The 20,474-nt window shown below is 35.3% G+C and carries 22 protein-coding genes and 1 pseudogene; 4 read left to right on the top strand and 19 right to left on the bottom strand.

The window, feature by feature from the left end; all coding sequences use genetic code 11:
* The 14 genes from tnpC to ADM90_RS20395 all read right to left on the bottom strand — a co-directional run.
* A partial coding sequence (gene tnpC, locus ADM90_RS20465; RefSeq protein WP_235473785.1) for an IS66 family transposase occupies positions 1 to 1,334 on the bottom strand: 1,334 nt, incomplete at its 3' end.
* Positions 1,335 to 1,381: 47 nt separating this feature from the next.
* Positions 1,382 to 1,738 carry an IS66 family insertion sequence element accessory protein TnpB gene (gene tnpB / locus ADM90_RS20460; protein WP_053994328.1) on the bottom strand — a complete coding sequence of 119 codons (357 nt, stop codon included), beginning with the start codon at positions 1,736 to 1,738 and terminating at the stop codon, positions 1,382 to 1,384.
* The gene (tnpA, locus tag ADM90_RS20455) at positions 1,728 to 2,051 is read right to left on the bottom strand and encodes an IS66 family insertion sequence element accessory protein TnpA (protein ID WP_053993084.1); all 324 of its coding nucleotides are present in this window, start codon (positions 2,049 to 2,051) and stop codon (positions 1,728 to 1,730) included. Before tnpA ends, tnpB begins: the two co-directional genes overlap by 11 nt.
* A 35-nt stretch (positions 2,052 to 2,086) precedes the next feature.
* On the bottom strand, positions 2,087 to 3,187 hold the full coding sequence (locus ADM90_RS20450) for a TnsD family Tn7-like transposition protein (protein WP_053996744.1): 1,101 nt from the start codon (positions 3,185 to 3,187) through the stop codon (positions 2,087 to 2,089).
* Between the two features lie 442 nt (positions 3,188 to 3,629).
* On the bottom strand, positions 3,630 to 4,985 hold the full coding sequence (locus ADM90_RS20440) for an FAD-dependent oxidoreductase (protein ID WP_009370513.1): 1,356 nt from the start codon (positions 4,983 to 4,985) through the stop codon (positions 3,630 to 3,632).
* A gap of 105 nt (positions 4,986 to 5,090) precedes the next feature.
* The gene (locus tag ADM90_RS20435; RefSeq protein ID WP_009370514.1) at positions 5,091 to 5,315 is read right to left on the bottom strand and encodes a hypothetical protein; all 225 of its coding nucleotides are present in this window, start codon (positions 5,313 to 5,315) and stop codon (positions 5,091 to 5,093) included.
* A 65-nt stretch (positions 5,316 to 5,380) separates the two neighbouring features.
* Positions 5,381 to 5,662 carry a HesB-like domain-containing protein gene (locus tag ADM90_RS20430; protein ID WP_009370515.1) on the bottom strand — a complete coding sequence of 94 codons (282 nt, stop codon included), beginning with the start codon at positions 5,660 to 5,662 and terminating at the stop codon, positions 5,381 to 5,383.
* Positions 5,659 to 7,428, bottom strand: a complete 1,770-nt coding sequence (gene arsA / locus ADM90_RS20425; RefSeq protein ID WP_009370516.1) for an arsenical pump-driving ATPase — start codon at positions 7,426 to 7,428, stop codon at positions 5,659 to 5,661. The genes ADM90_RS20430 and arsA overlap by 4 nt, the downstream gene beginning before the upstream one ends.
* A 1-nt stretch (position 7,429) precedes the next feature.
* On the bottom strand, positions 7,430 to 7,789 hold the full coding sequence (gene arsD / locus ADM90_RS20420) for an arsenite efflux transporter metallochaperone ArsD (RefSeq protein WP_009370518.1): 360 nt from the start codon (positions 7,787 to 7,789) through the stop codon (positions 7,430 to 7,432).
* A 1-nt stretch (position 7,790) separates the two neighbouring features.
* A complete protein-coding gene (gene arsC / locus ADM90_RS20415; RefSeq protein ID WP_016993624.1) occupies positions 7,791 to 8,210 on the bottom strand; it encodes an arsenate reductase (thioredoxin) in 420 nt (139 codons plus the stop codon).
* 12 nt (positions 8,211 to 8,222) lie between these two features.
* Positions 8,223 to 9,281, bottom strand: coding sequence for an ACR3 family arsenite efflux transporter (gene arsB / locus ADM90_RS20410; RefSeq protein WP_016993623.1), 1,059 nt, complete (start codon positions 9,279 to 9,281; stop codon positions 8,223 to 8,225).
* Positions 9,274 to 9,600: an ArsR/SmtB family transcription factor gene (locus ADM90_RS20405; protein ID WP_036079775.1), complete on the bottom strand. Its 327-nt coding sequence runs from the start codon at positions 9,598 to 9,600 to the stop codon at positions 9,274 to 9,276. Before ADM90_RS20405 ends, arsB begins: the two co-directional genes overlap by 8 nt.
* Positions 9,601 to 9,854: 254 nt before the next feature.
* Positions 9,855 to 10,301 carry a MarR family winged helix-turn-helix transcriptional regulator gene (locus tag ADM90_RS20400; protein WP_009374034.1) on the bottom strand — a complete coding sequence of 149 codons (447 nt, stop codon included), beginning with the start codon at positions 10,299 to 10,301 and terminating at the stop codon, positions 9,855 to 9,857.
* A 90-nt stretch (positions 10,302 to 10,391) separates the two neighbouring features.
* Positions 10,392 to 11,456: a flavin-containing monooxygenase gene (locus ADM90_RS20395; RefSeq protein ID WP_009374035.1), complete on the bottom strand. Its 1,065-nt coding sequence runs from the start codon at positions 11,454 to 11,456 to the stop codon at positions 10,392 to 10,394.
* A gap of 399 nt (positions 11,457 to 11,855) precedes the next feature.
* Between ADM90_RS20395 and ADM90_RS20390 the strand changes: the two genes are divergently transcribed.
* The 3 genes from ADM90_RS20390 to ADM90_RS20380 all read left to right on the top strand — a co-directional run bounded on the left by ADM90_RS20390 (position 11,856) and on the right by ADM90_RS20380 (position 15,318).
* On the top strand, positions 11,856 to 12,218 hold the full coding sequence (locus tag ADM90_RS20390) for an ArsR/SmtB family transcription factor (protein ID WP_009374036.1): 363 nt from the start codon (positions 11,856 to 11,858) through the stop codon (positions 12,216 to 12,218).
* Positions 12,211 to 14,589, top strand: coding sequence for a heavy metal translocating P-type ATPase (locus ADM90_RS20385; RefSeq protein WP_009374038.1), 2,379 nt, complete (start codon positions 12,211 to 12,213; stop codon positions 14,587 to 14,589). The genes ADM90_RS20390 and ADM90_RS20385 overlap by 8 nt, the downstream gene beginning before the upstream one ends.
* A 114-nt stretch (positions 14,590 to 14,703) precedes the next feature.
* On the top strand, positions 14,704 to 15,318 hold the full coding sequence (locus ADM90_RS20380) for a methyltransferase family protein (protein ID WP_009374040.1): 615 nt from the start codon (positions 14,704 to 14,706) through the stop codon (positions 15,316 to 15,318).
* Between the two features lie 75 nt (positions 15,319 to 15,393).
* Here ADM90_RS20380 and ADM90_RS25260 read toward each other — a convergent pair whose 3' ends face one another.
* The 3 genes from ADM90_RS25260 to ADM90_RS20365 are packed head-to-tail and all read right to left on the bottom strand — an operon-like array spanning position 15,394 to position 17,632.
* Positions 15,394 to 16,278, bottom strand: a complete 885-nt coding sequence (locus ADM90_RS25260; RefSeq protein ID WP_009374041.1) for a cupredoxin domain-containing protein — start codon at positions 16,276 to 16,278, stop codon at positions 15,394 to 15,396.
* A gap of 14 nt (positions 16,279 to 16,292) precedes the next feature.
* On the bottom strand, positions 16,293 to 17,045 hold the full coding sequence (locus tag ADM90_RS20370; RefSeq protein ID WP_009374042.1) for an urease accessory protein UreH domain-containing protein: 753 nt from the start codon (positions 17,043 to 17,045) through the stop codon (positions 16,293 to 16,295).
* A 14-nt stretch (positions 17,046 to 17,059) separates the two neighbouring features.
* A complete protein-coding gene (locus ADM90_RS20365) occupies positions 17,060 to 17,632 on the bottom strand; it encodes a DeoR family transcriptional regulator (protein WP_009374044.1) in 573 nt (190 codons plus the stop codon).
* Between the two features lie 337 nt (positions 17,633 to 17,969).
* Here ADM90_RS20365 and ADM90_RS25255 point away from each other — a divergent pair.
* A pseudogene (locus tag ADM90_RS25255) lies at positions 17,970 to 18,083 on the top strand (cytochrome c biogenesis protein CcdA); the annotation flags it as partial.
* A 96-nt stretch (positions 18,084 to 18,179) separates the two neighbouring features.
* On the opposite strand, the gene ADM90_RS20355 reads toward ADM90_RS25255, so the two are convergent.
* Together ADM90_RS20355 and ADM90_RS20350 are read right to left on the bottom strand one after the other, a co-directional pair.
* Entirely contained in the window at positions 18,180 to 19,886 is a 1,707-nt protein-coding gene (locus ADM90_RS20355; RefSeq protein WP_235473751.1) for a TnsD family transposase, read from the bottom strand.
* 121 nt (positions 19,887 to 20,007) lie between these two features.
* Positions 20,008 to 20,474: transposase (locus ADM90_RS20350; protein ID WP_200908508.1), on the bottom strand; the 467-nt coding region annotated here is incomplete at its 5' end.

The raw sequence follows: 20,474 nt of genomic DNA, 5'->3' as shown, positions 1-20,474 counted from the left end.
GCTCTATTATTATCAATTTCAAGACGCCCATCTTTCATAAAGGTAATAAGTTTAGGCCATTGGTTTAAACTATAGTTAATTGCTTCACCTAGTTTGCTTTTTGGTGGAACTTGAGGGCGTTTTGATTTTAGCCATGCTAAAAAAGCATCCAACACGGGTTGACTGCGTTTTTGACGTTCTTCTTTCCGTTGTTCTGGGCTACAATTTTTGATTTCCTCATCTATCTGTTTCTCAATTTTAAATAATTGATTACAGTATTGGAGTCCTTCAGCCGCTAGAGTTGTAGATTTATCTACATTGGCAGGCAACGATTTGAGCGTTTCATCGAACTTTCTTCGTGCGTGAGCTAGACATCCAACTAACTCCACATTCTTCAAATCGTGGTATCCTGCATAACCATCGACATGAAGGTATCCCGAAAACCCCTTAAGAAATGCCTTTGGGTGCTTACTGTGGCGCGAAGTCTGGTAATCGTATAAAACAATCGGTGTTATGTCACGGCCAGATCGGTATAACCACATATAGGATTTGGAATTTGCAGCCTTTCCGGGTTCTGCTAAAACTTGAACTGTTGTTTCGTCTGCGTGCAGACGGTCAAGTTGAAGTAGAAGCTCATGCAAGCGATTGTAAAGCGGTGAGAGCCACTTCATTGAACCATATATTACCCAGTTGGCAATCGTTTGGCGTGATAGAAAGACACCAAGTCGTTCAAATTGTTTTTCAATTCGGTACAATGGCATTCCTTCTACGTATTTTTGATTCATGATATATGCCATTGAAGAAGGCGAAGCGAGACTTTTTGGAAAAACTGCCGCAGGCATTTTAGCTGTGACAATCGGTGTTTCGATTCCTTCACGTTCACATTTACGACAGCTGTAAATATGTTGAATATGCTCCACGACTTTCACTTGAGCAGGGATAATCCTTAATTCTCGTCGCGTTTCCGTACTCATTTCATGCACAGTTTCACCGCAACACAAACAGACCTGCTCTTCTTCGGATAAACGATAATGAATCGTTTCCGTAGGCAAGTTTTCAAGTTTCGCATCTCGTTGTCCTACATACTTCTTTCGATTATACGTAATCGTTTCAAGCGTAGGTTCTTCCACTTTTACATCCGCTGTGATTTCAGCTTCATTAAAAAGAGATAGTTCGATTTGATCCGGATTTGTTTTTTCACTAGATGTCCCGAATCTCTTTTGTTGGCTTAGTCGGAATTGTTCTTCCAACCATTTTACTTTTGCCTCTAGGACTTCTTTTTGTTTTTCTAAATCCGCATTTTTTGCTGCGAGTTCTTCAATTGTATCTTGTAGTTCATGCGTATTTTTTTCCATGAAAATAGAATACCATAAAGAGAGGTGACATGGATTGTCAACTCTCTTTAAATGATAAATTTTGCATCCATTTTTTGATGTGCTTGTTTTTGTTCTAATGGAAGTCCATCAAGCAACCAATTTAATTGGCGAGGACTAATGCATTGAGGGTTGGATGTTTGTTCGTCTGGCCATTGAAAAATGCCTTTTTCAAGACGGCGATAATACAACCAAAACCCATTATGATCCCAATGGAGAATCTTTAACTTATCTCGTTTGCGATTACAGAAGACAAATAGATTGGAAGAGAAAGGATCCAGTTGAAAACTCATTTGAACAATCGCTGCCAATCCATCGATCGACTTTCGCAAATCTGTTGAACCCGTCGCTAAATAGACTCGTTCAATGGGTGTTTTACTTAACATGTGACTGAAGAACCTGAAGCACTTCATTAAAAAGTGCATGATTGAAGCCTTCTTTAATTTCAATTGAAACATCTCCTACCTTAACTGTTAAAGTAGATGTTTCTTCAATCGAATTGGATGAATCGATGGCAACCCATTGTGTAAGAGGATAAGCGACGTGAGTCGGTTCAGTATCCAATCGTTTCATCCAGCTATACATACTTTGGACACCTACTTGATTTTGTTTACACCAAGCTTTTACACTTGGCACTCCACTGGATCTACAGGCATCGATGCGTTCTTGCCACATCTGTTTTCGTTCCTCTGGTGACATAAAAAACCTCCTAACAATTGATGTTAATGTGATTATCACAAAACTCGGCAATTATTAGAAGGTGTGTAGTATTTGGCGCTTACCTTTATGATACCTTGAATTTTCCTATCTGAATTATTTACTCTAACATTCACATTTTTTATATTCTCTTTTAAATAATTCTTGCAAAACGGGTTCATACAAACCCAAGGTCCTTCACCAAAAGGTTTAAATGAGTTCTCCTTTTCAAAATAATTTTTGGCTGATCCACTTAATAATCTCATTAATAATAAGTGTCTTATCGGATGTAACGACCTATTTTCTTCAATATTTATTAAACTAGGAACCCAAGAAAACTTGTCACTTATCTTGAAAAATGAATCTAATAACTCTAGAAAATCTGTTGGATAATATTCAATTATTAACTTTTGTAAGTATTCTCTTCGCTTTTTAATGGGATATGCAAACCCTTTCTTACCTAATAAATCTACATATTTGCTAATATAATACTCTTCAGAAAACGATTTGTAATTCATTCTAATAATGTATTCAACGTCCTCTGCTAGATCGATCAAATATTTCATTAGTTCCTCACTATAGCTCCTAAGTGGTTCTCTAATATCTTCAATTGTTGGAATTAAATAATTTATAAAGCCCATCTCGGATATTTTTAACGAATACTCTAATAACGGAGTCTTATGCCTAGTACAAACAAAAATCCCTGGAATTTGATGAATCCTGTTCCAAAATCCTTCACCATTTGACTTAAGCTGTTCCTTTAAGCATTCTGCACAATAATAGAAATATTTCTTGTTTTTTACATTGTATTTACTGTAACTAAATAAAAAAATATATAAATTTTTAAAATCACTTTTATAAATTTTCTCATTCCATTCTTCACTTTTAAAGGGTTTTACAAACGGTATCACTGTATGCTGGTTAATAAAATACTCTTTAGTAAATTCTTTCGAGAATATATTGATTTGGGATACTAAATGAGCGAGTCCCATTGGTAATTCTAAATTAATATTTACCTTCTTTCCAAATAGTTCTTTATTTGTATGTTTTCTACTCAAGTTACCTACATGAATGTGATAACGAGCTATTATACTGTAATATAGTTCATCTTCATATGGCGTTGGAAAATAACCTATCATATCCTTACTCCTCTTATTTATTACAATGTTTTTTCAGTAAAGCTTTTTTCATAAGTAAAAACGCTACCTAAAGTATATTTCAATTAGTAATGATGTCTGTCATCCCAAATCTGTTCCATAAGTTTGTCCATCCCATTTCCCTTAGTATTTTAAAAAGACTGCTAGCTTTCACTAACAGTCAATTAATTAAACTTTATAGAATTCTCCACATTAGACTTACCTATTTTACATTTGTATTAGGTATGTTGTTTTTCTTATCCCAAATAATATATATGGTGAATGCTATAGGTCCAGTTAAAAAAACACAAATCAACCATATTAAATAACATTGCTTACTAAACTTATTTTCCAGATATTCATGTGTAATATATGATAACATTAAGATAATTAATATATATACTCCCACTATAAATAACTGATTTAACAAAACATATCCCCCCAATTAGCAACATGTATTTGATTGATTGACAAGATTAATACTACATACGCCTGTTTCTGGTAATTCTAATTCAACACGTTTCGACGCTTCTTCATCTCCTGATAAATAAGCTGTTATTGAACGAACCTGTTCGTAGCCGGTTGCCATTAAAAATGTTGGTGCGCGTCCATAACTTTTAGCTCCGACTATATAGAAGTCCTTTTCAGGTTGGCGTAGTATTTCTTCACCATGCGCTCTGACTGTGCCACAACTATGCTCATTAGGATCAATTAGTGGCGCTAATGCTTGCACACTTTCTGTTGCTGTATCAATAGATAAACGCAGTTCATTGTTCATGGTAAAATCAGGTCGATTTCCTGCATTAACAATAAGTTCATCGAATCCTGTAAGTACTTTTTGTTCTCCATTAATAGTACCTACAATATGGATATTCTCTTCTTTTTTCACCTGTGAAATATAGAAAGGTGTTACTACCTCAATCTTTCCTGTATCTACTAATTCATGGATGCGAATACCGAGTGCGCCACGTGCTGCCAACGCATCTTTTTCCTCCCCGCCATAGGCTTCTTCTACAGATCTTTTACGCATAATCCACACAAGCTTTGTTGAAGGATTATCTTTTTGTAATTCAGCCAAAGCTAATAAGGTATTGATCGCTGAATGACCACCACCAATGACAGCAACCTTCTTATTTGCATATCTCTTAGGATTCGTATTTATATCTGGAATACCATACTCAATGTGATCTGCTAATACTTTCTCATTTTTCAGCCAAACACCTGTAGAATTTGCTGGGTTTGGGTTCCCCCATGTACCCGTTGCATCGATAACTGCTTTTGCCTCAATAATATCGATGTCATCCTCTTTTTCAACATATATATTAAAGAACTGATTTAATCGATTTTTTGATTTCATTTTATCATTTAATTGTCTTGAAATACCTACTACTTTTGAGTTCAATCGGATACTAGGTTTTATTTGTGTTAACTCTGCCAAAGGTTTTAAATAAAGATCAATTAACTCATGCCCTGTAGGTATTGTTTCTAAGTTAGGTTCTACCCAATCAGACCCCTCTAATAATGATTTAGCAGCTCTATTGATGTTATAACGCCATGGAGAAAATAATGTGACATGCCCCCAAGTACGAATATTGTGTGCTATTTCATTGCCAGCTTCAAGTAAAATAAATGACTGGTTTTGCTCTACTAAATGAGCAGCAGTAGCTAACCCGATAGGACCTGCACCAATTATGACAATCGGTAAATTCTTATTGGAATTATTAACAGTCTCTTGGACTTCAATGTCCTGAACAGGAGTACAACAAGATTGATTTTGATTGATTACTTTTAGTGTTTTCATATAAACTTCTCCTCTTTTTTCTTTATATAAGCATTCCCTTATATAAAATATATTTTTTACGTCTAGCAGTAAGCTAGACGTAATTTATTTAAGCTTTTGTGATAGTTATGAACACACTTCCATTTCACACATGATTTTATCAATTTCTTTTATAGCTTTTTCAAATTGCAACCATGTAGAAGTGCCGTAACGATCCATATCTCCTTTAAAGAAGAAATCAAAAGCAAACTCTTTAGCCTGTATCAATGTGTATTCTCTACTATTCATTATTAACTTTAAATAAGCGATAAAATAATCTTTAGTTAATTCGCTAGCATGGTTTACTGTCATTATTGCATCCTCCATTCAACGGATTGAATAATTGCTACGACAGACAGTATATTTAGGATCACTTGTTAGCAAGATGTCGGTGAGTATCCAACTAATACTAAACCTAGCTCACCATTCTCTTCTTCTGCATGGATCGTAACATCTGTTAATTGCGGTGCAATATCAGGATGAATTGCGACTTCGATACCTTCAATTGTTTGAATTGCATCTTCTTCTGCTGGTGCTTCTAAGCCTACACCTAAATTAACCCCACAGCAGCCTGCAATACCAAAGAAACGAAGCGTTTTAACCTCTGAATCAGCTAATACCTGTTCTAAATAATTTTTACCTTCTAGACTCATTTTCATTTGATTTTCTCTCCTTTTAATTCATGTAAGCCTTGTGTTCCAACCGGTGGCGTTTTTACCCATGGAATGGCCACAAATTGATTATTGCTGATGGATCTAACTTCTTTTAGCCATTTCGTTTCAGCTTGTTGTTTTTGAATTAATGTTGGACTTGTTGTATAGATAGATGAAAACGTTTGATTAACAACCCACCAATCAACAGATAATCCAGCACGGTGTAAATCTTCTTGTAAGCGCGAAGCTTCATAAACAGGTGTTGCTTCAGGAAGAGTTACAATGGCAACACTCGTATAAGAGGCATCACGCAACCTTGGTAACAGGTTAGAAACAGCTGGAGGAATATCCCCTTGTGAACGGCTTATTTCCCGATGATAAGCTTCTGTTGCGTCTAGTAAAAGCAACGTATGCCCTGTTGGTGCGGTATCAATAATAATGACTTCATCTTGATGATTTTCTACAACGTTAGCAAATGCTTTGAATACAGCTATTTCCTCTGTACAAGGAGAAGCCAAATCCTCTTTCACAAATGCTAAACCTTCCTCATTCATCGTTTCACTTGCCTTTGCAAGCACTTCTGCTTCATAGTTTGCCACTTCTGCTTTTGGATCAATACGACTGATCGTTAAATTATTAACGTTGTCATCTCCGAATGTCCAATCGAGGTGTGCGGCGGGATCTGTTGTAGTTAAATGTACATGAGTATCCTCTTCTGCTAATCGTAATGCAATATAAGAAGCCACAGTTGTTTTTCCAACCCCACCTTTCCCCATCGTAAAAATGAGTTTCGGTTTACGTTCTAAATAATCTGCAATCATTTCTTCTATCTCAGGAATCTTAGTTTCTTCATTTGATTCATCTGCATGTATAACTTCTTTGTCAGTCATCCATGCTTGCATACGCTCAATACTTGATAATGAGTACGGTACAAAAGGTAAGTAGAAATGCTCAAATTGATTTAGTTCTTCAGGAATTCTTGCTATTGCATCAGCTTGACGCGCAATGAAAGCCTCTTCGATATCATCAGTAGAATTGGCATTGCTCATATATCCATTAATTAGTAGAGTCTGATTTTGAATGCCTATTTCAAACAATTCGTGAGAAGCACGTGCAGCTTCCTTTAAAGGATTTTCTTCTGGGCGTGTCACTAACATTAACGTTGTTTGATTAGCATTCTTTAAACGTTCAACTGCCTCTTTATAGACTTCACGTTGTGGTTCTAGCCCTTTTAAAGGACCTAAACATGAAGTGCCAGTCGTGTTATCGTCTAGAAACGTAGACCATGCAGAAGGCAACTGTAATAATCGTAACGTATGCCCTGTAGGGGCTGTATCAAACACCACAGTGTCAAAATTCCCAATCACTGAAGTATCAGTCAATAGTGAAGCAAATTCATTAAAGGCAGCAATTTCTACTGTGCAAGCACCAGAAAGTTGTTCCTCCATATTTTGTAATACCACTTCAGGTAGTTTTCCACGGTACGGACCAACCATTTGCTCTTTGTAATGTTGTGCTGCCTGTTCAGGGTCCAAATTTATCGCAAATAAATTGTCTATGCCTTCAATTTTTGTTGGACTATTAGAAAGCGTTTGGCCAAAAATATCTTGTAAGTTGGATGCGGGGTCTGTACTAATTAAAAGTACCTTTTTCCCTTCCCTTGCAATGGCTATTGATAGGCTACAAGCAACCGATGTTTTCCCAACGCCCCCTTTCCCCGTGAAAAACAGGAATGGGGTGTCAGGGAAATGAATTCTTGTAAAGCGTTCCATCTTACGCATCTCCTTTTAGTGACAAGCGTACTTTTGGCTTTTGTAGTAATTCGTCTTCTGAAAGTCCTGACCACTGTGAAAATTGTTCATTTGTTGGATAGATTCCTTTGCAAAGTAATTCTCCATCCACAAACGTTGCAGGTAAGGCATCCATTCCTTCTGACACTAATAGTTGATTGATTGCTTCGTTTTCTACAAAAGCATTTGGCTCGTTTGTAAGATTAAATCTTTCAGCTTCTATGTTTGTTTTCTTTAAATTATTCATAATAAATGACATTCGCAATAATTCTGGGTCTATAGAAGGTCCACATAAGCCTGTAGAACAGCACATTGCTGGCTCATAGATATGAATTTTTTTCAATTTATTTCAGCTCCTCAGCTACAAATTGTTCAATGCGTTTACCAATTGCATCACGAACATTTTGGAATACAGCCCACTTCTCTTCATCAGTACCTGTCGCTTTCGCTGGATCTTCAAATCCCCAATGCTCACGACGAACGTGAGGAGGTGTCATTGGGCATTTATCAGCTGCATCCCCACATAAAGTGACAACTAATGTTGCATTGTTTAATGTCTCAAAATCAATTAAATCGGATGTATGATTTGAAATATCAACCCCTACCTCCGCCATCGCTTTAGTAGCATTCGGATTTACGCCATGTGCTTCAATACCAGCACTTTTAACTGTCCAATTGGTAGGTAGTAATTTCTTTGCCCATCCTTCAGCCATCTGACTTCGACATGAGTTTCCTGTACATAAGAAATAAAGTGTATTTGTCATAGTAATTGCTCCTTATAATTTAATGGTTTTAAAGTATTTTTTCTGCCAACGTAAGGCAACCCATACAAGTCCAATGAGGACTGGTACTTCCACTAGTGGTCCAATAACAGCGGCAAATGCCACGCCACTATGCAAGCCAAACACACCCACTGCAACAGCAATTGCTAACTCGAAGTTGTTGCTTGCAGCTGTAAAAGAAAGAGCTGCTGTGACAGGATAAGATGCACCTACTTTACGGGAAGAGAAGAATGACACAGCAAACATGATCACAAAGTAAATAAATAATGGAATAGCAATTCGCACTACATCAAGTGGCAGTTCTACTAATTGCTCACCCTTTAAAGCAAACATCAACACAATCGTGAACAGCAGTGCAATTAAAGTAAGTGGTGAAATTTTCGGTAAGAACTTTTCTTCATACCACTGTTTTCCTTTTGCTTTAATTCCTATCCATCGTGTGAGGAATCCTGCTGCAAATGGTATCCCTAAGTAAATTAGAACGCTCTTTGTAATCTCCCACATAGAAATGGATACATTGAAATTCTCTAAACCAAACCAACCAGGTAATACATTTAAGAAAAAGTAAGCAAAAATTGAATACGTCACAATTTGAAAAATGGAGTTAAAGGCAACTAAACCAGCTACATATTCACGATCTCCACGCGCTAAATCATTCCACACAATCACCATGGCAATACATCGAGCTAAGCCAATCATAATGAGTCCAGCCATATATTCTGGGTAATCTTGTAAGAAGATAATCGCTAAAAAGAACATGAGGAACGGGCCGAGTAACCAGTTTTGTAAAAGTGATAGTAATAGCACTTTCCAATCCTTAAACACTCGCCACATTTCTTCATACTTTACTTTCGCTAATGGTGGATACATCATGACAATTAACCCTATAGCAATCGGTATGGACGTTGTTCCAATAGACATGGACTCTAACGCTTCCCCAACATTAGGCATGGTGATACTTAATACAACACCTATTCCCATCGCAACGAATATCCAAAGGGTAAGGTAACGATCTAGAAAAGAAAGCTGTTTTGTTAAAGATTCATTACTCATTTATATTTCCCCCTACATGGCAGCAATCGGTTTCACAATTGCACCCCTTTAAAGGCTGAATTTGTTCTAAAATGCCCTTCATCAGTGGCGTTTGATTCTCTACTAAACGGTAATGTTTCCAAGTCCCTACTTTCCGTTCCGTAATAATGCCTGCCTCCTTTAATTTTCGTAGATGTTGACTAACGGCTGGTTGTGATATTCCTAGCACATCCACAAAATCACATACACATACCTCCCCGTTTTTCATGCATGCAAGTAATTTAATGCGATTCAAATCCGCTGCTGCTTTTAGTTGTTTTTCAATTAGTGTGTTTTCCATTTATCTGCACTCCTTATATAACTGTTTTCTTATATATTATTTTAAATAAAATCACCTCGTAAGAAGGTGACATAATCAGTATATAACTATATTCTTATATTATGATTTAATGTTTTGAATTGCAACAGATATTTACCCATTTTAAAAAAATTTTTATACTTTGTAAAAAGCGTACGTTCAGTTACCTAAACGTACGCTTTAAAAGATAATGATAAAGATTAATTTATCTCCATTAATTTTTCTTTAGTAACGAGTTATGGAGAAGGTGTACAACACAAATTTGATTTAGCCATAGCTTTATTTAAGAGTTCAATTGAACGTAAAACAGTTTCTTTTTCGAAGTCATTCAAATGTGAAAAAACTTCATTTAAATAATTGTTTATCATTTCATCAATTGTAGTAGCGAGAAATGTACCCTCCACAGTTAATGACAAAATGTACACTCTTTTATCTGATGTTAGAGGAGTTTTTTTGACAAGATTCATCTTAATAAGAGTTTGAATCTGTCTACTAAATGTAGTAATATCCATACCTATTGCCTCTGCTATTTGTTGCATAGAAGGATTATTTTGTTTGTCGATCTCATATAGAATATGGCTCTGTATTGGTGTGATGTCAATTGATCCTACAGTACAACATGTTTTATTTAGTAGAGCAAACTTTTGAGTTAAAACTTGAAAAAGTTCACGTTTATTTTCCATTTAATCATCTCCTATAAAGACATATATATTATTTATTTGCAAAATACAACTAAAATATATTTAACTTTTTTTGAAGATGTTTTTCCTACTTCAAAAGTTTCTACTTTTCATGTGGTGAAGTAACTTTTTCACAACATACTCGGCATCTTCTCCCACACCTCTTAAAGTTGCAGATGCAAATGATCGTTGTCCTTCTAGTCCCACAAAATATAATCCAGGGATACTGCTAATACCTGCCTTTTGTAAAGGCATTCCTTCCCCATCTAATGCACCAAGTAATTTCATATAGGGTAAATGTGGTCTGTATCCTGTGGCATAGATAATGGTATCTACAGGCTCCCTTTCTCCGTCCGGCCAAATAACTCCATCTTCATAAAAAGAAGTAAACATTAAACGTTGTTCCGGACTCCCCTTACTAATTCGATCTTTATATCCTCCTATATCATTCACAGCATTTGATCTGGGTGCCGTTTTTCCAAAGCGCCAGAAAGGAAAGGTATCAAAACCAAATACCTTCAACCAATAGTGTATGTCCCGTCCAAGTAGACGTTGTTTTACAAATTTTATTGGCTGTCGTACTGAAAGAGTAGTTTGGCTAACCTTAGACAATTCAACAGCAATTTGCACAGCCGAATTACCTCCTCCGATTACGATTACCCTTTGGTTGTGATATGGCTGTGGATTTCGATATTCTGAAGAGTGAAGTGTTTTCCCTTGAAAGACTTCTCTTCCTTGAATGTTAGGAATAAAAGGATTATTAAATGAGCCTGTAGCATTTATGATTGTTCTAACTTGAAATTTATCGCCTGTGACAGTTCGAACAATAAAACCTATGTTATTTTTCTCAATCATATCTACTCTCTGATTAATTAAAACAGGTAATTGGAACTTTTTTTTATAATCTTGTAAGTATCGAATAACTTCATCCCTTTTCGGATAGAGATTCTGGTTTCCAGGAAACTTCATGCCGGGCATAGAGGAAAACCCTGCTGGAGAAAACAATTTAAGACTGTCATAATAATTTGGCCAAGAACCCCCGATCTGATTACTTTCTTCTAATATTAAAAATCGTAGACCTTTTTTCAGTAAATGATAGCCTGCTGCAAGTCCAGCCTGCCCTCCCCCAATAACGATTGTATCAAGAATCCCTTTCATTTTTTATCCCCCTTCATTATTTGCATTTTGCAAATATAAATTCATTAAAAATAATAGCTGTAATTAATAAAACTAAGTAAAACACAAAAATATTCTATCCTTAATAAATATATATAGCAATTTTATTTGCAATTTGCAACTATTATTCAAACTAATAATTATTATATTCAATAGCTAACCTCTAATTTAATGATCTACATTTCTTTTTCCATACATATCCAAAAAAATTAACTTTTTTCAAGCTTAGGCTTTTGCATATACTTTTCTGGTCAAAAATAATAAATTGCATTAAATAAATAAAACATTCAAATAACTGTTTGACTATTTGAATGTTTAAGTTTATTATAAAAACAATCAAATAATCGTTTGAACGTTTGAATGATAACTGGAGGAAAATATATGAAAGAAATATGTGAAATCACCTGTATTCATGAGGATAAAGTAAACTATGTTCAAGACAAGTTAAAAGAAAAAAAATCAATGGATGTTGCTAAAGTTTTTAAAGCACTTTCGGATGATACACGTGTAAAAATTGCCTATGCGCTAACACTAGAAGATGAATTATGTGTTTGCGATATCGCTAATATTATTGGGTCAACAACAGCAACTGCGTCGCACCATTTGCGTTTACTACGAAATTTAGGATTAGCTGAATATCGTAAAGAAGGGAAATTGGTTTATTACGCTATTCATGACCCATATTTTAAGAATTTAATCAGTGTTGCATTTGAAGAACATAAAGAAGGTGAAATTAATGACTGAGGAAAAACAGGTATTCCGCGTGAACGGTTTCTCTTGTGCCAACTGTGCAAGTAAATTTGAACGTAATGTAAAAGAAATACCTGGTGTTCAAGATGCAAAGGTGAACTTTGGGGCATCTAAAATATCAGTTACAGGCGATGCGACCGTGGAGGAGTTAGAAAAGGCTGGAGCTTTCGAAAACTTAAAAGTAACGCCAGAAAAACAAAAACGTGTTACTCCACCCCAAACAGATACTACCTATAGAATTGAAGGCTTCTCGTGTGCAAACTGTGCAGGTAAATTTGAACGTAATGTAAAAGAGCTTCCAGGGGTTCAAGATGCAAAAGTAAACTTCGGTGCTTCTAAAATTTCCGTAACTGGCGAAACAACTATTGCGGAACTTGAAAAAGCTGGAGCTTTTGAAAATTTAAAAGTATCAATGGATACACCTTCATACAGATCTAAAGCTCCATCTTCTGACAATAGTGAGGGGCAAGTTGAAAAGAAAGTACCATTTTACAAAAAACATAGCACACTTTTATACGCAAGCTTATTTATCGTATTCGGTTATCTATCTCAATACGTAAACGGTGAAGAAAATCTTATTACCTCCCTATTATTTATAGCTTCAATTGTAATCGGTGGTTTCAATCTATTCAAAGTTGGTTTCAAAAATTTAACTCGCTTTGATTTTGACATGAAAACATTAATGACGGTAGCTGTCATTGGTGCTGCATTTATAGGAGAATGGGCAGAAGCATCCATAGTTGTTATCCTATTCGCTATTAGTGAAGCTTTAGAGCGTTATTCAATGGATAAAGCACGTCAATCAATTCGCTCATTAATGGATATTGCACCAAAAGAAGCTTTAATTCGTCGAAATGGTCAAGAAATCATGGTACACGTAGATGATATAGAGATTGGCGATATTATGATTGTTATACCTGGGCAAAAAATTGCAATGGATGGCATCGTGGTTAGCGGTCTTTCTGCAGTCAACCAAGCAGCTATTACAGGGGAATCAGTACCAGTTTCAAAAACAGTAGATGATGAGGTATTCGCTGGAACACTAAATGAAGAGGGTTTATTAGAAGTTAAAATTACAAAATACGTTGAAGATACAACGATTTCAAAAATTATACATCTAGTTGAAGAAGCTCAAGGTGAACGCGCTCCTTCACAAGCATTTGTTGATAAATTTGCGAAATATTATACACCAATTATCATGGTCATTGCAGGGCTTGTAGTAATTGTTCCCCCACTGTTCTTCGATGGTAGTTGGGAAACTTGGGTTTATCAAGGTTTATCAGTACTTGTAGTTGGATGTCCATGTGCGCTTGTTATTTCAACACCAATTTCAATTGTTTCAGCTATAGGTAATGCTGCTAAAAAAGGGGTTTTAATTAAAGGTGGCATTTATTTAGAGGAAATGGGTTCGCTTAAGGCAATTGCTTTTGATAAAACAGGTACGCTTACAAAAGGTGTTCCAGTGGTTACAAACTTTGATGTAATGAATACCCAAAAAGATTCAAAAAAGATTCTAGCCATAATTACGGCTTTAGAATATCGATCTCAGCACCCTTTAGCTTCTGCGATTATTAAAAGAGCCGAAGAAGAAAATGTTTCATTCAAAAATATCAACGTTGATGCTTTCGCAGCCATTACTGGCAAAGGAATAAAAGGTGAAGTAGATGGTACTTTGTATTACATCGGTAGCCCAAAATTGTTCCAAGAGTTAAATGTACCTATTCCAGAGAATTTAGAAGGAAACATCCTTAAGTTACAAAATGAAGGCAAAACTGCCATGATATTAGGAACTGAAAAAGAGATTCAAGCAATCATTGCCGTAGCTGATGAGGTACGTGAATCTAGCCAAGAAATTATTGAGAAATTGCATAACATGGGTGTTAAGAAAACAATCATGTTAACTGGTGATAATAAAGGGACTGCGAATGCAATTGGTCATCATGTAGGGGTTTCTGAAATTCAAGCTGAATTAATGCCTGAAGACAAACTTTCCTATATAAAACAACTTCGAAAAGACTATGGCAATGTTGCGATGGTCGGTGATGGTGTCAACGATGCTCCTGCTTTAGCAGCTTCTACAGTCGGTATCGCCATGGGTGGTGCTGGTACAGACACTGCATTAGAGACTGCAGATGTTGCTTTAATGGCAGATGATCTACGGAAATTACCGTTTACAATAAAGCTAAGTCGTAAGGCCTTAAATATTATCAAGGCAAATATAGCATTTGCCATTTTAATTAAACTAGCTGCATTACTATTAGTTATTCCAGGTTGGCTAACACTTTGGATTGCCATTGTCTCAGATATGGGAGCAACATTGTTAGTAGCATTAAACAGCTTACGTTTAATGCGTGTTAAAGAATGAATTAACGCACTTTATTCAATAGATGGGCTTTTTATATGAAAGTCCATCTTTTTATTTCTAGTACTTTACTTTCTTAAAATAGCACTTAATTCATTATAGAAAGAAGAGATAAAAATGGAACTGGTAAATGTTTTTTCATTGATTCTGTTTGCTTTGTTTTTATTTTCCTATTCATTAAAGCTAGTTATTCTAAATAAGAAATCAGGGATAAAAGCAAATGTGTTAGGAAAAGGAAATAAGGGGACATCCGTCGATTCTTCCGAAATGTTTGTTAAAATTTCAACTTTCGTATGGGGAATTGCATGGCTTTTAGAGTCAATATTTGATAATTCGATTGATAATATTTTACCTAAACTATTCACCAATGAGGTTATGCATTACTTTGGATTAATGACAATTACCATTGGTTTACTGTTTTTTATTTTATCAATGATAACAATGAAAACCTCTTGGAGAGTTGGTATAGATAAAGAAACAAAAACCTCGCTAATCACCAATGGTTTATACAAATATAGTCGAAATCCTGCATTTGTTGGATTCAATTTAATGTTTATAGGTCTATTTTTGACATTCCCTAACTTAGTTACATTAATTATTTGTTTACTAAATATAGTTTCAATTCATAACCTTATTCTTCAAGAAGAAAAACACTTAGAGAATATGCTTAAAGTAGAATATCTCTCGTATAAGAATAAAACCCCACGATACTTATTTTTTAAATCTACATAAGTAAAGAAATTTTAAAGGTGAAACTAAAACAAAGCACAGACTCTTAATGGCTGTGCTTTGTTTCGTTGTTATCCATTATTCAACTATTATCTTTCCAAAATACATATTCATTCCACAATGAAACGTATATATACCCGGTTTTTCTGGTGTGAATTCGACCAAGTTATCACCTTTATCAAGATCTTTTTCTATTTGGAAATCCTCTATTATTAAGTATGATAAGCATCCACCTGAAAAACTCTTTTGAAAATGAAGTTGAACTGGGATTCCAGCTTTTACTTTTACATTCTCAGGTGTATATCCAAATGGCTCTACCATTATGACGGCTTCCTGATAACCGTCTTTTTGCTCTGCTTTTACTTCATTTATTTTTGTAGAAGAATCGTCTGAAACCGGAGTTGTATCACCCAAAAGATCTCTGAAGTAATGAGAAATGGGTTTAAAGAATACAACAGAAACAACTAATAATACGGCAATTACACAAAAAATAACTTTACTCCATTTATTTTTATTTGATATTACCGTTATTGTATCTGTTCCCTTAACTTCTTGTCTAATTAATTTCAATATAAGAATCATGACAATGATAAAAATTGCATCCACAAATATCATCATAACGACAGGATCTTGAGAAAAAACCATTACCCCCAACATTGCACCCATCATGCCGCCCATGATACCTGCTAATAGTCCATCTAATGAAGCCAATAAACTAAAGGGACGCCCAATAACATATCCAATTATCATGCCAAAAAGTACTGAGGAGATTACTGGGACAGTCATTTTCCCTACTAATATTACTCCTAATATGGTTCCTACTACTATGCTAGCCATCATAGAAACAGCCATTGCAATCATCATAGCAGTCATTTCTGATAAGAACGATTTGGCACGATAGGTAGAAAAAATGACGTAACCGGTTAACAAAAAAATAATACTAAAACTAAATATATATATCATAAACAAATTCCCTTCTATCCTATCCAAGCATTTAAAGTTTCGAATAATCCTGACAATATAAAGAAGATTGCAGAAATATTCCTTGATACATTATGGAATGAATACAAAGTCTTCTTCATTGGATTTAATAACCGTTCACTAATAGTCAGTAGTATCACATATAAAATGAGTGGCATTGCTGTTCCAATTGCAAAAAAAATGGGACCTATCAAATTAAATTCTCCATTTCCTGTCGGCAATAACAAGACAAAAAATAACCAAAACAACGTAGGACAGAATAAAAAACCCATAGCCAACCCAAAAGAAAGAGATGTATTTTTCAATTTCAATCCTTTTTGGACTTTTTGGAAGATACGTTGTGATGCAGAGGAATGTACTGAAATATTTCCAAGGAGAGCTAATCCAATTAGAATAAGAGTAAGGCCAAATAATTTACGGAAAAACATTGTTCCAATGAAAGGAATATCAGCAACTGTACTACCGATGAATACAGACATTATGCCTAACAATATGTACACTAAAGATTTGCCTGTAATATAACTCCCTACATTCAACCACCTTTTATTTTTTTCAGTCTCATATGTAATCAAAGCAACAGCAGTAGAATTAGATGTAAGTTGACATGGTGCAGTTGCCCCAACCAACCCTAATAAGAAAGCCTTCATTCCCCATACATCTAGTTTTAGTGCTAATGTATAAATTGGTTCTGCTACTAAATTGGCTAACTGACTTAACCACACATGTATCTGAAGAAGTACCTCATTCATTTAAATTCCCCTCTTCAACTGTTCTTACAGGACAATTTAAGGTGTTGAGGAAATGATTTCATTATTTCGGAAAATGTAAGGACTTTACCTCCGAATCCTTTTACAAAGTTCTCTGCATATTCTTTAGTCTCAAATACCAACACTTGTGGGTAACAACAACGAATATGGACAGTAGTGTCTAAAACAAACCAAGCTAGATGAGCGCTAATCGTTGTCCCTGTTAAAAAATCGGTACAAATTGCTTGTGCTACCTCATCACCTAACTGTCGATGCCGCAGTATTCCACAATGGCTGCAACAAGCATTTTCACGTTCTCCATTTAAAAGAATTATCCTGTAAACCAATCGATCATCACACTTACGATGACAATACACACACTCGTCTTCCTCAACACGATGTATAGATTGATCCCTTATAAGTGTAATCCCACCATATGTCTTCATAATAAGCCCTTCTTCAATCAGAGGTTTTATATCTCGATGTATTGTCATCTCTGATACCTCAAGTGTTTGACTTAATTCTGAGATTTTCAAATTGTGTCTATATAGAATCATGTCACGTATAAGTTGTTGTCTCTCTGAAAGCATAGTTTCCTCCTGAATGTTATAACTTAACAAGATATAACATCATTTTATTACAGCAATTAGAATAATCAATATAAACCTCGGGATATTTTGTTACATAGTTATGTCAATTATCTATAAAATCTTCTGTAGATGCTCCCCCCACATGAATATGAGAGGTTGCATAGTATGTATTGAACTAAAAAACAGAAGCACAGTAGTTTCAATTACTGTGCTTCTGTTGCTAAATAGAAGAATAAATATTGCTTTGATTACAAACTTGTTCACTGTTCAAGTTCTTCTAGTCAATATGATTTGCACAGCATGCAACGTCTTTTTCCAGACAAAAAGTCATCTCATTATGAGCATTGGTGGATGGTTAATGATAGTAATGGGTGTGCTACTCTATTTTGACATGATGACAAAAATTATTGCTTGGTTTACTCCCTTCTTTGGTGGATTCACAGGATTTTAATTTTTCGATTTCAAAGATGAACAACACCATTATGACTACAACAAAAAAAGCCGTGTTTTCAGCTATGAACACGGCTTTTTGGTATCATTCTTTATATCAGAATTTTTGCTTCGCACTTATTATCTGCCTTTTTATTTCTATCTCTAACCCAGAATAAAATCTTTCACTGATTCCTGCTTTTCGCATTATTTTCCAAACTTCAAGTTCTTCATCTTTTAATTGATCTATAGCCCAACTAATACGCCTCTTTTGAAAATTGGTCGTATTTTCTTTAACACTCTCAATATACTTCATCGTATTGGGCAGTTTATTTACTCTTTTTTCTAACAACGATTTATTATTAATCATTTTACCTATACTGCTTACGGTTATTCTAACTGGTTTTTCTTTAGCACTTATATCTTCCACTGCTTTTTTTACCATGCCCAAGATGTGAAGGTCTCTCTGTACCCAATCAACTCTTTTATTAGTAACCCTATTTACTTTAACAACTGGGGAATGTTCCTTTAACCATTCCTTATCATTTCTATAAATTCGCATATAAAGTGATGGGTCTTTTTTTCTAAGTTCTGTTCTTGATAATATGGGGTATTGGTTAATTAAATCAAGCCATTTTTGCTTCAAATCACTTTTAATATGATTTTCCTTGTTCATAGGCTTACTATTTCTTTGCTTAGAATACTTAATAATTGTTTTGGTGTCGACTTTTAATATTTTTGAGCATGCTTTATAACTCAACTGTTCTATTTCAACCAATTGATGGAGTTTGCTCAACCAAGTATCACCTAACATCTTAATACGCCCTATATTTGTTTTATCCTCTTCTGTTTTATCTGGCCCCTTACGAGAATAAACAAAGCCACAGGCACAGGAGAAGGTTCCTACCGGCCTTTTAGTATCATAGCAACGAGTAACCTTTAAATTAGTTATTACAGGCTGTAGAAAGTGTTCTGCCGCAGGATTCAAACATAGATATGGCTCTTCACCAAATGGACTATATCGTTTATTTGCATACTGTTCAATTGTATCAACCGATTCACCTAAAAAATAAATGAACAGTAAATGCCGTACAGGATGAAAAGACTTTCGATGTTTTCTTGTTATTGCCCTTAACCAACACTGTCCTTCTACACCACTTGGAAATGATTGCATCAATATTAAAAAATCGACCTTAAACTTCTTAATAAAGTCTTCTTCTAATCGCCTTTGGTCGATTGTGCCGTTTGATTTTACATACCCTTCGCGATCCAATAGGTAATGATAAATCTCTAATAAATTTAACTGATCAAATTTATAATCCTTTTGATTTAAGTTGCTACTTTCTACAGCAAAATGACGTAGCAAATCAAAGTTTACTTTTGAAACATCACTTTTATTGCCCTTCTCTAAACTGTTTTCAATGTTTGAATAAAAATACGAAGAGTTTCCTTGCCTAATTAAGATTGAACTGTCTACAAGCAAGACAGAATGCTTTAAACAAATAAATACACTTGGTAATTGGTGATATGTCCGCCAATATGTTTCTCCATTCACTTGAATATCTTCTTCAAAGCAGTTAGGACAATAGCGAAAATACATAGGCTCTTTTACTGTCCCAGCCATTTGACCTGTTGAATAATGCAAGGAAGTATTGCCACAGCCATATAACATTTTATTTCGAACACTCTGTTTTATTTCTTTTGAAGTAAAATTTGTATAGTAGTTATACAATGTATGATAATTTATCCATTCATCAATACTCGAATTTAAAAAAGGATTTACTTTTTCGGTACTGTCAATATTTTTGTGTAAATGACGATTCACCCGTTCAAGGGAACTCATCACCTGTGTATTCAATTGTACTTGTTCGAAGTGTTGATTTGAGTGTGTAGGAAAGGGCTAGCCCTTTCCTACACACTCAAATTTCGCGCTGGCGCGTCCCGGTCTAGTTTGCCGGTTCGTGCAGCTGCTCAAACATTTCTTCTAGCTTTGCACGGGCCTGATTGAAGCCGATGTGGCAGCGTGTGGCGAAACGTTGATTATAGTCTTCGAACTGCGTCACTAAAAAGCGCTCCAACGATTCTTCGTTCGGGAACTGTTCCTTGCGCTTTGTATATTTTTTGATTTGCTTATTGAACGACTCGATTAAATTCGTCGAGTAGATGCTTCGCCAAATCGCCTTGGGAAAGCCGTAAAACGTCAGTAAATACGGGTTTTCGAGTAAGCCTTGTGCGACTTTTTTATACGATTTGCCCCATTTTTCGCAGAACGTCTCGAGCGCTTTTTTCGCTGCTTCAGCGTTCTTTGCCTGGTGAATCGTTTTAAAATCCTCGCACACTTCCTTGCGATCTTCTACTCGGACTTTATGCATGATATTGCGTGCCACATGGACAAGGCACACCTGATATTTTG

Source organism: Lysinibacillus macroides (assembly GCF_001281525.1).
Taxonomy (GTDB): Bacteria; Bacillota; Bacilli; order Bacillales_A; family Planococcaceae; genus Lysinibacillus; species Lysinibacillus macroides.
Note: the sequence above shows the minus strand (reverse complement) of the source record. Positions and strands in the feature narration are given on the sequence as shown.

Excerpts from the sequence above, each read along its gene's own strand:
- ADM90_RS20450 (WP_053996744.1), bottom strand. The coding sequence starts at position 3,187 with ATGATAGGTTATTTTCCAACGCCATATGAAGATGAACTATATTACAGT.
- ADM90_RS20370 (WP_009374042.1), bottom strand. The coding sequence starts at position 17,045 with ATGAATGAGGTACTTCTTCAGATACATGTGTGGTTAAGTCAGTTAGCC.
- ADM90_RS20390 (WP_009374036.1), top strand. The coding sequence starts at position 11,856 with ATGAAAGAAATATGTGAAATCACCTGTATTCATGAGGATAAAGTAAAC.
- ADM90_RS20365 (WP_009374044.1), bottom strand. The coding sequence starts at position 17,632 with ATGCTTTCAGAGAGACAACAACTTATACGTGACATGATTCTATATAGA.
- tnpB (WP_053994328.1), bottom strand. The coding sequence starts at position 1,738 with ATGTTAAGTAAAACACCCATTGAACGAGTCTATTTAGCGACGGGTTCA.
- ADM90_RS25260 (WP_009374041.1), bottom strand. The coding sequence starts at position 16,278 with ATGATATATATATTTAGTTTTAGTATTATTTTTTTGTTAACCGGTTAC.
- ADM90_RS20400 (WP_009374034.1), bottom strand. The coding sequence starts at position 10,301 with ATGGAAAATAAACGTGAACTTTTTCAAGTTTTAACTCAAAAGTTTGCT.
- ADM90_RS20380 (WP_009374040.1), top strand. The coding sequence starts at position 14,704 with ATGGAACTGGTAAATGTTTTTTCATTGATTCTGTTTGCTTTGTTTTTA.
- ADM90_RS20385 (WP_009374038.1), top strand. The coding sequence starts at position 12,211 with ATGACTGAGGAAAAACAGGTATTCCGCGTGAACGGTTTCTCTTGTGCC.
- ADM90_RS20430 (WP_009370515.1), bottom strand. The coding sequence starts at position 5,662 with ATGAAAATGAGTCTAGAAGGTAAAAATTATTTAGAACAGGTATTAGCT.
- arsC (WP_016993624.1), bottom strand. The coding sequence starts at position 8,210 with ATGACAAATACACTTTATTTCTTATGTACAGGAAACTCATGTCGAAGT.
- ADM90_RS20435 (WP_009370514.1), bottom strand. The coding sequence starts at position 5,315 with ATGACAGTAAACCATGCTAGCGAATTAACTAAAGATTATTTTATCGCT.
- ADM90_RS20440 (WP_009370513.1), bottom strand. The coding sequence starts at position 4,985 with ATGAAAACACTAAAAGTAATCAATCAAAATCAATCTTGTTGTACTCCT.
- ADM90_RS20395 (WP_009374035.1), bottom strand. The coding sequence starts at position 11,456 with ATGAAAGGGATTCTTGATACAATCGTTATTGGGGGAGGGCAGGCTGGA.
- arsB (WP_016993623.1), bottom strand. The coding sequence starts at position 9,281 with ATGAGTAATGAATCTTTAACAAAACAGCTTTCTTTTCTAGATCGTTAC.
- tnpA (WP_053993084.1), bottom strand. The coding sequence starts at position 2,051 with ATGTCACCAGAGGAACGAAAACAGATGTGGCAAGAACGCATCGATGCC.
- ADM90_RS20405 (WP_036079775.1), bottom strand. The coding sequence starts at position 9,600 with ATGGAAAACACACTAATTGAAAAACAACTAAAAGCAGCAGCGGATTTG.
- arsA (WP_009370516.1), bottom strand. The coding sequence starts at position 7,428 with ATGGAACGCTTTACAAGAATTCATTTCCCTGACACCCCATTCCTGTTT.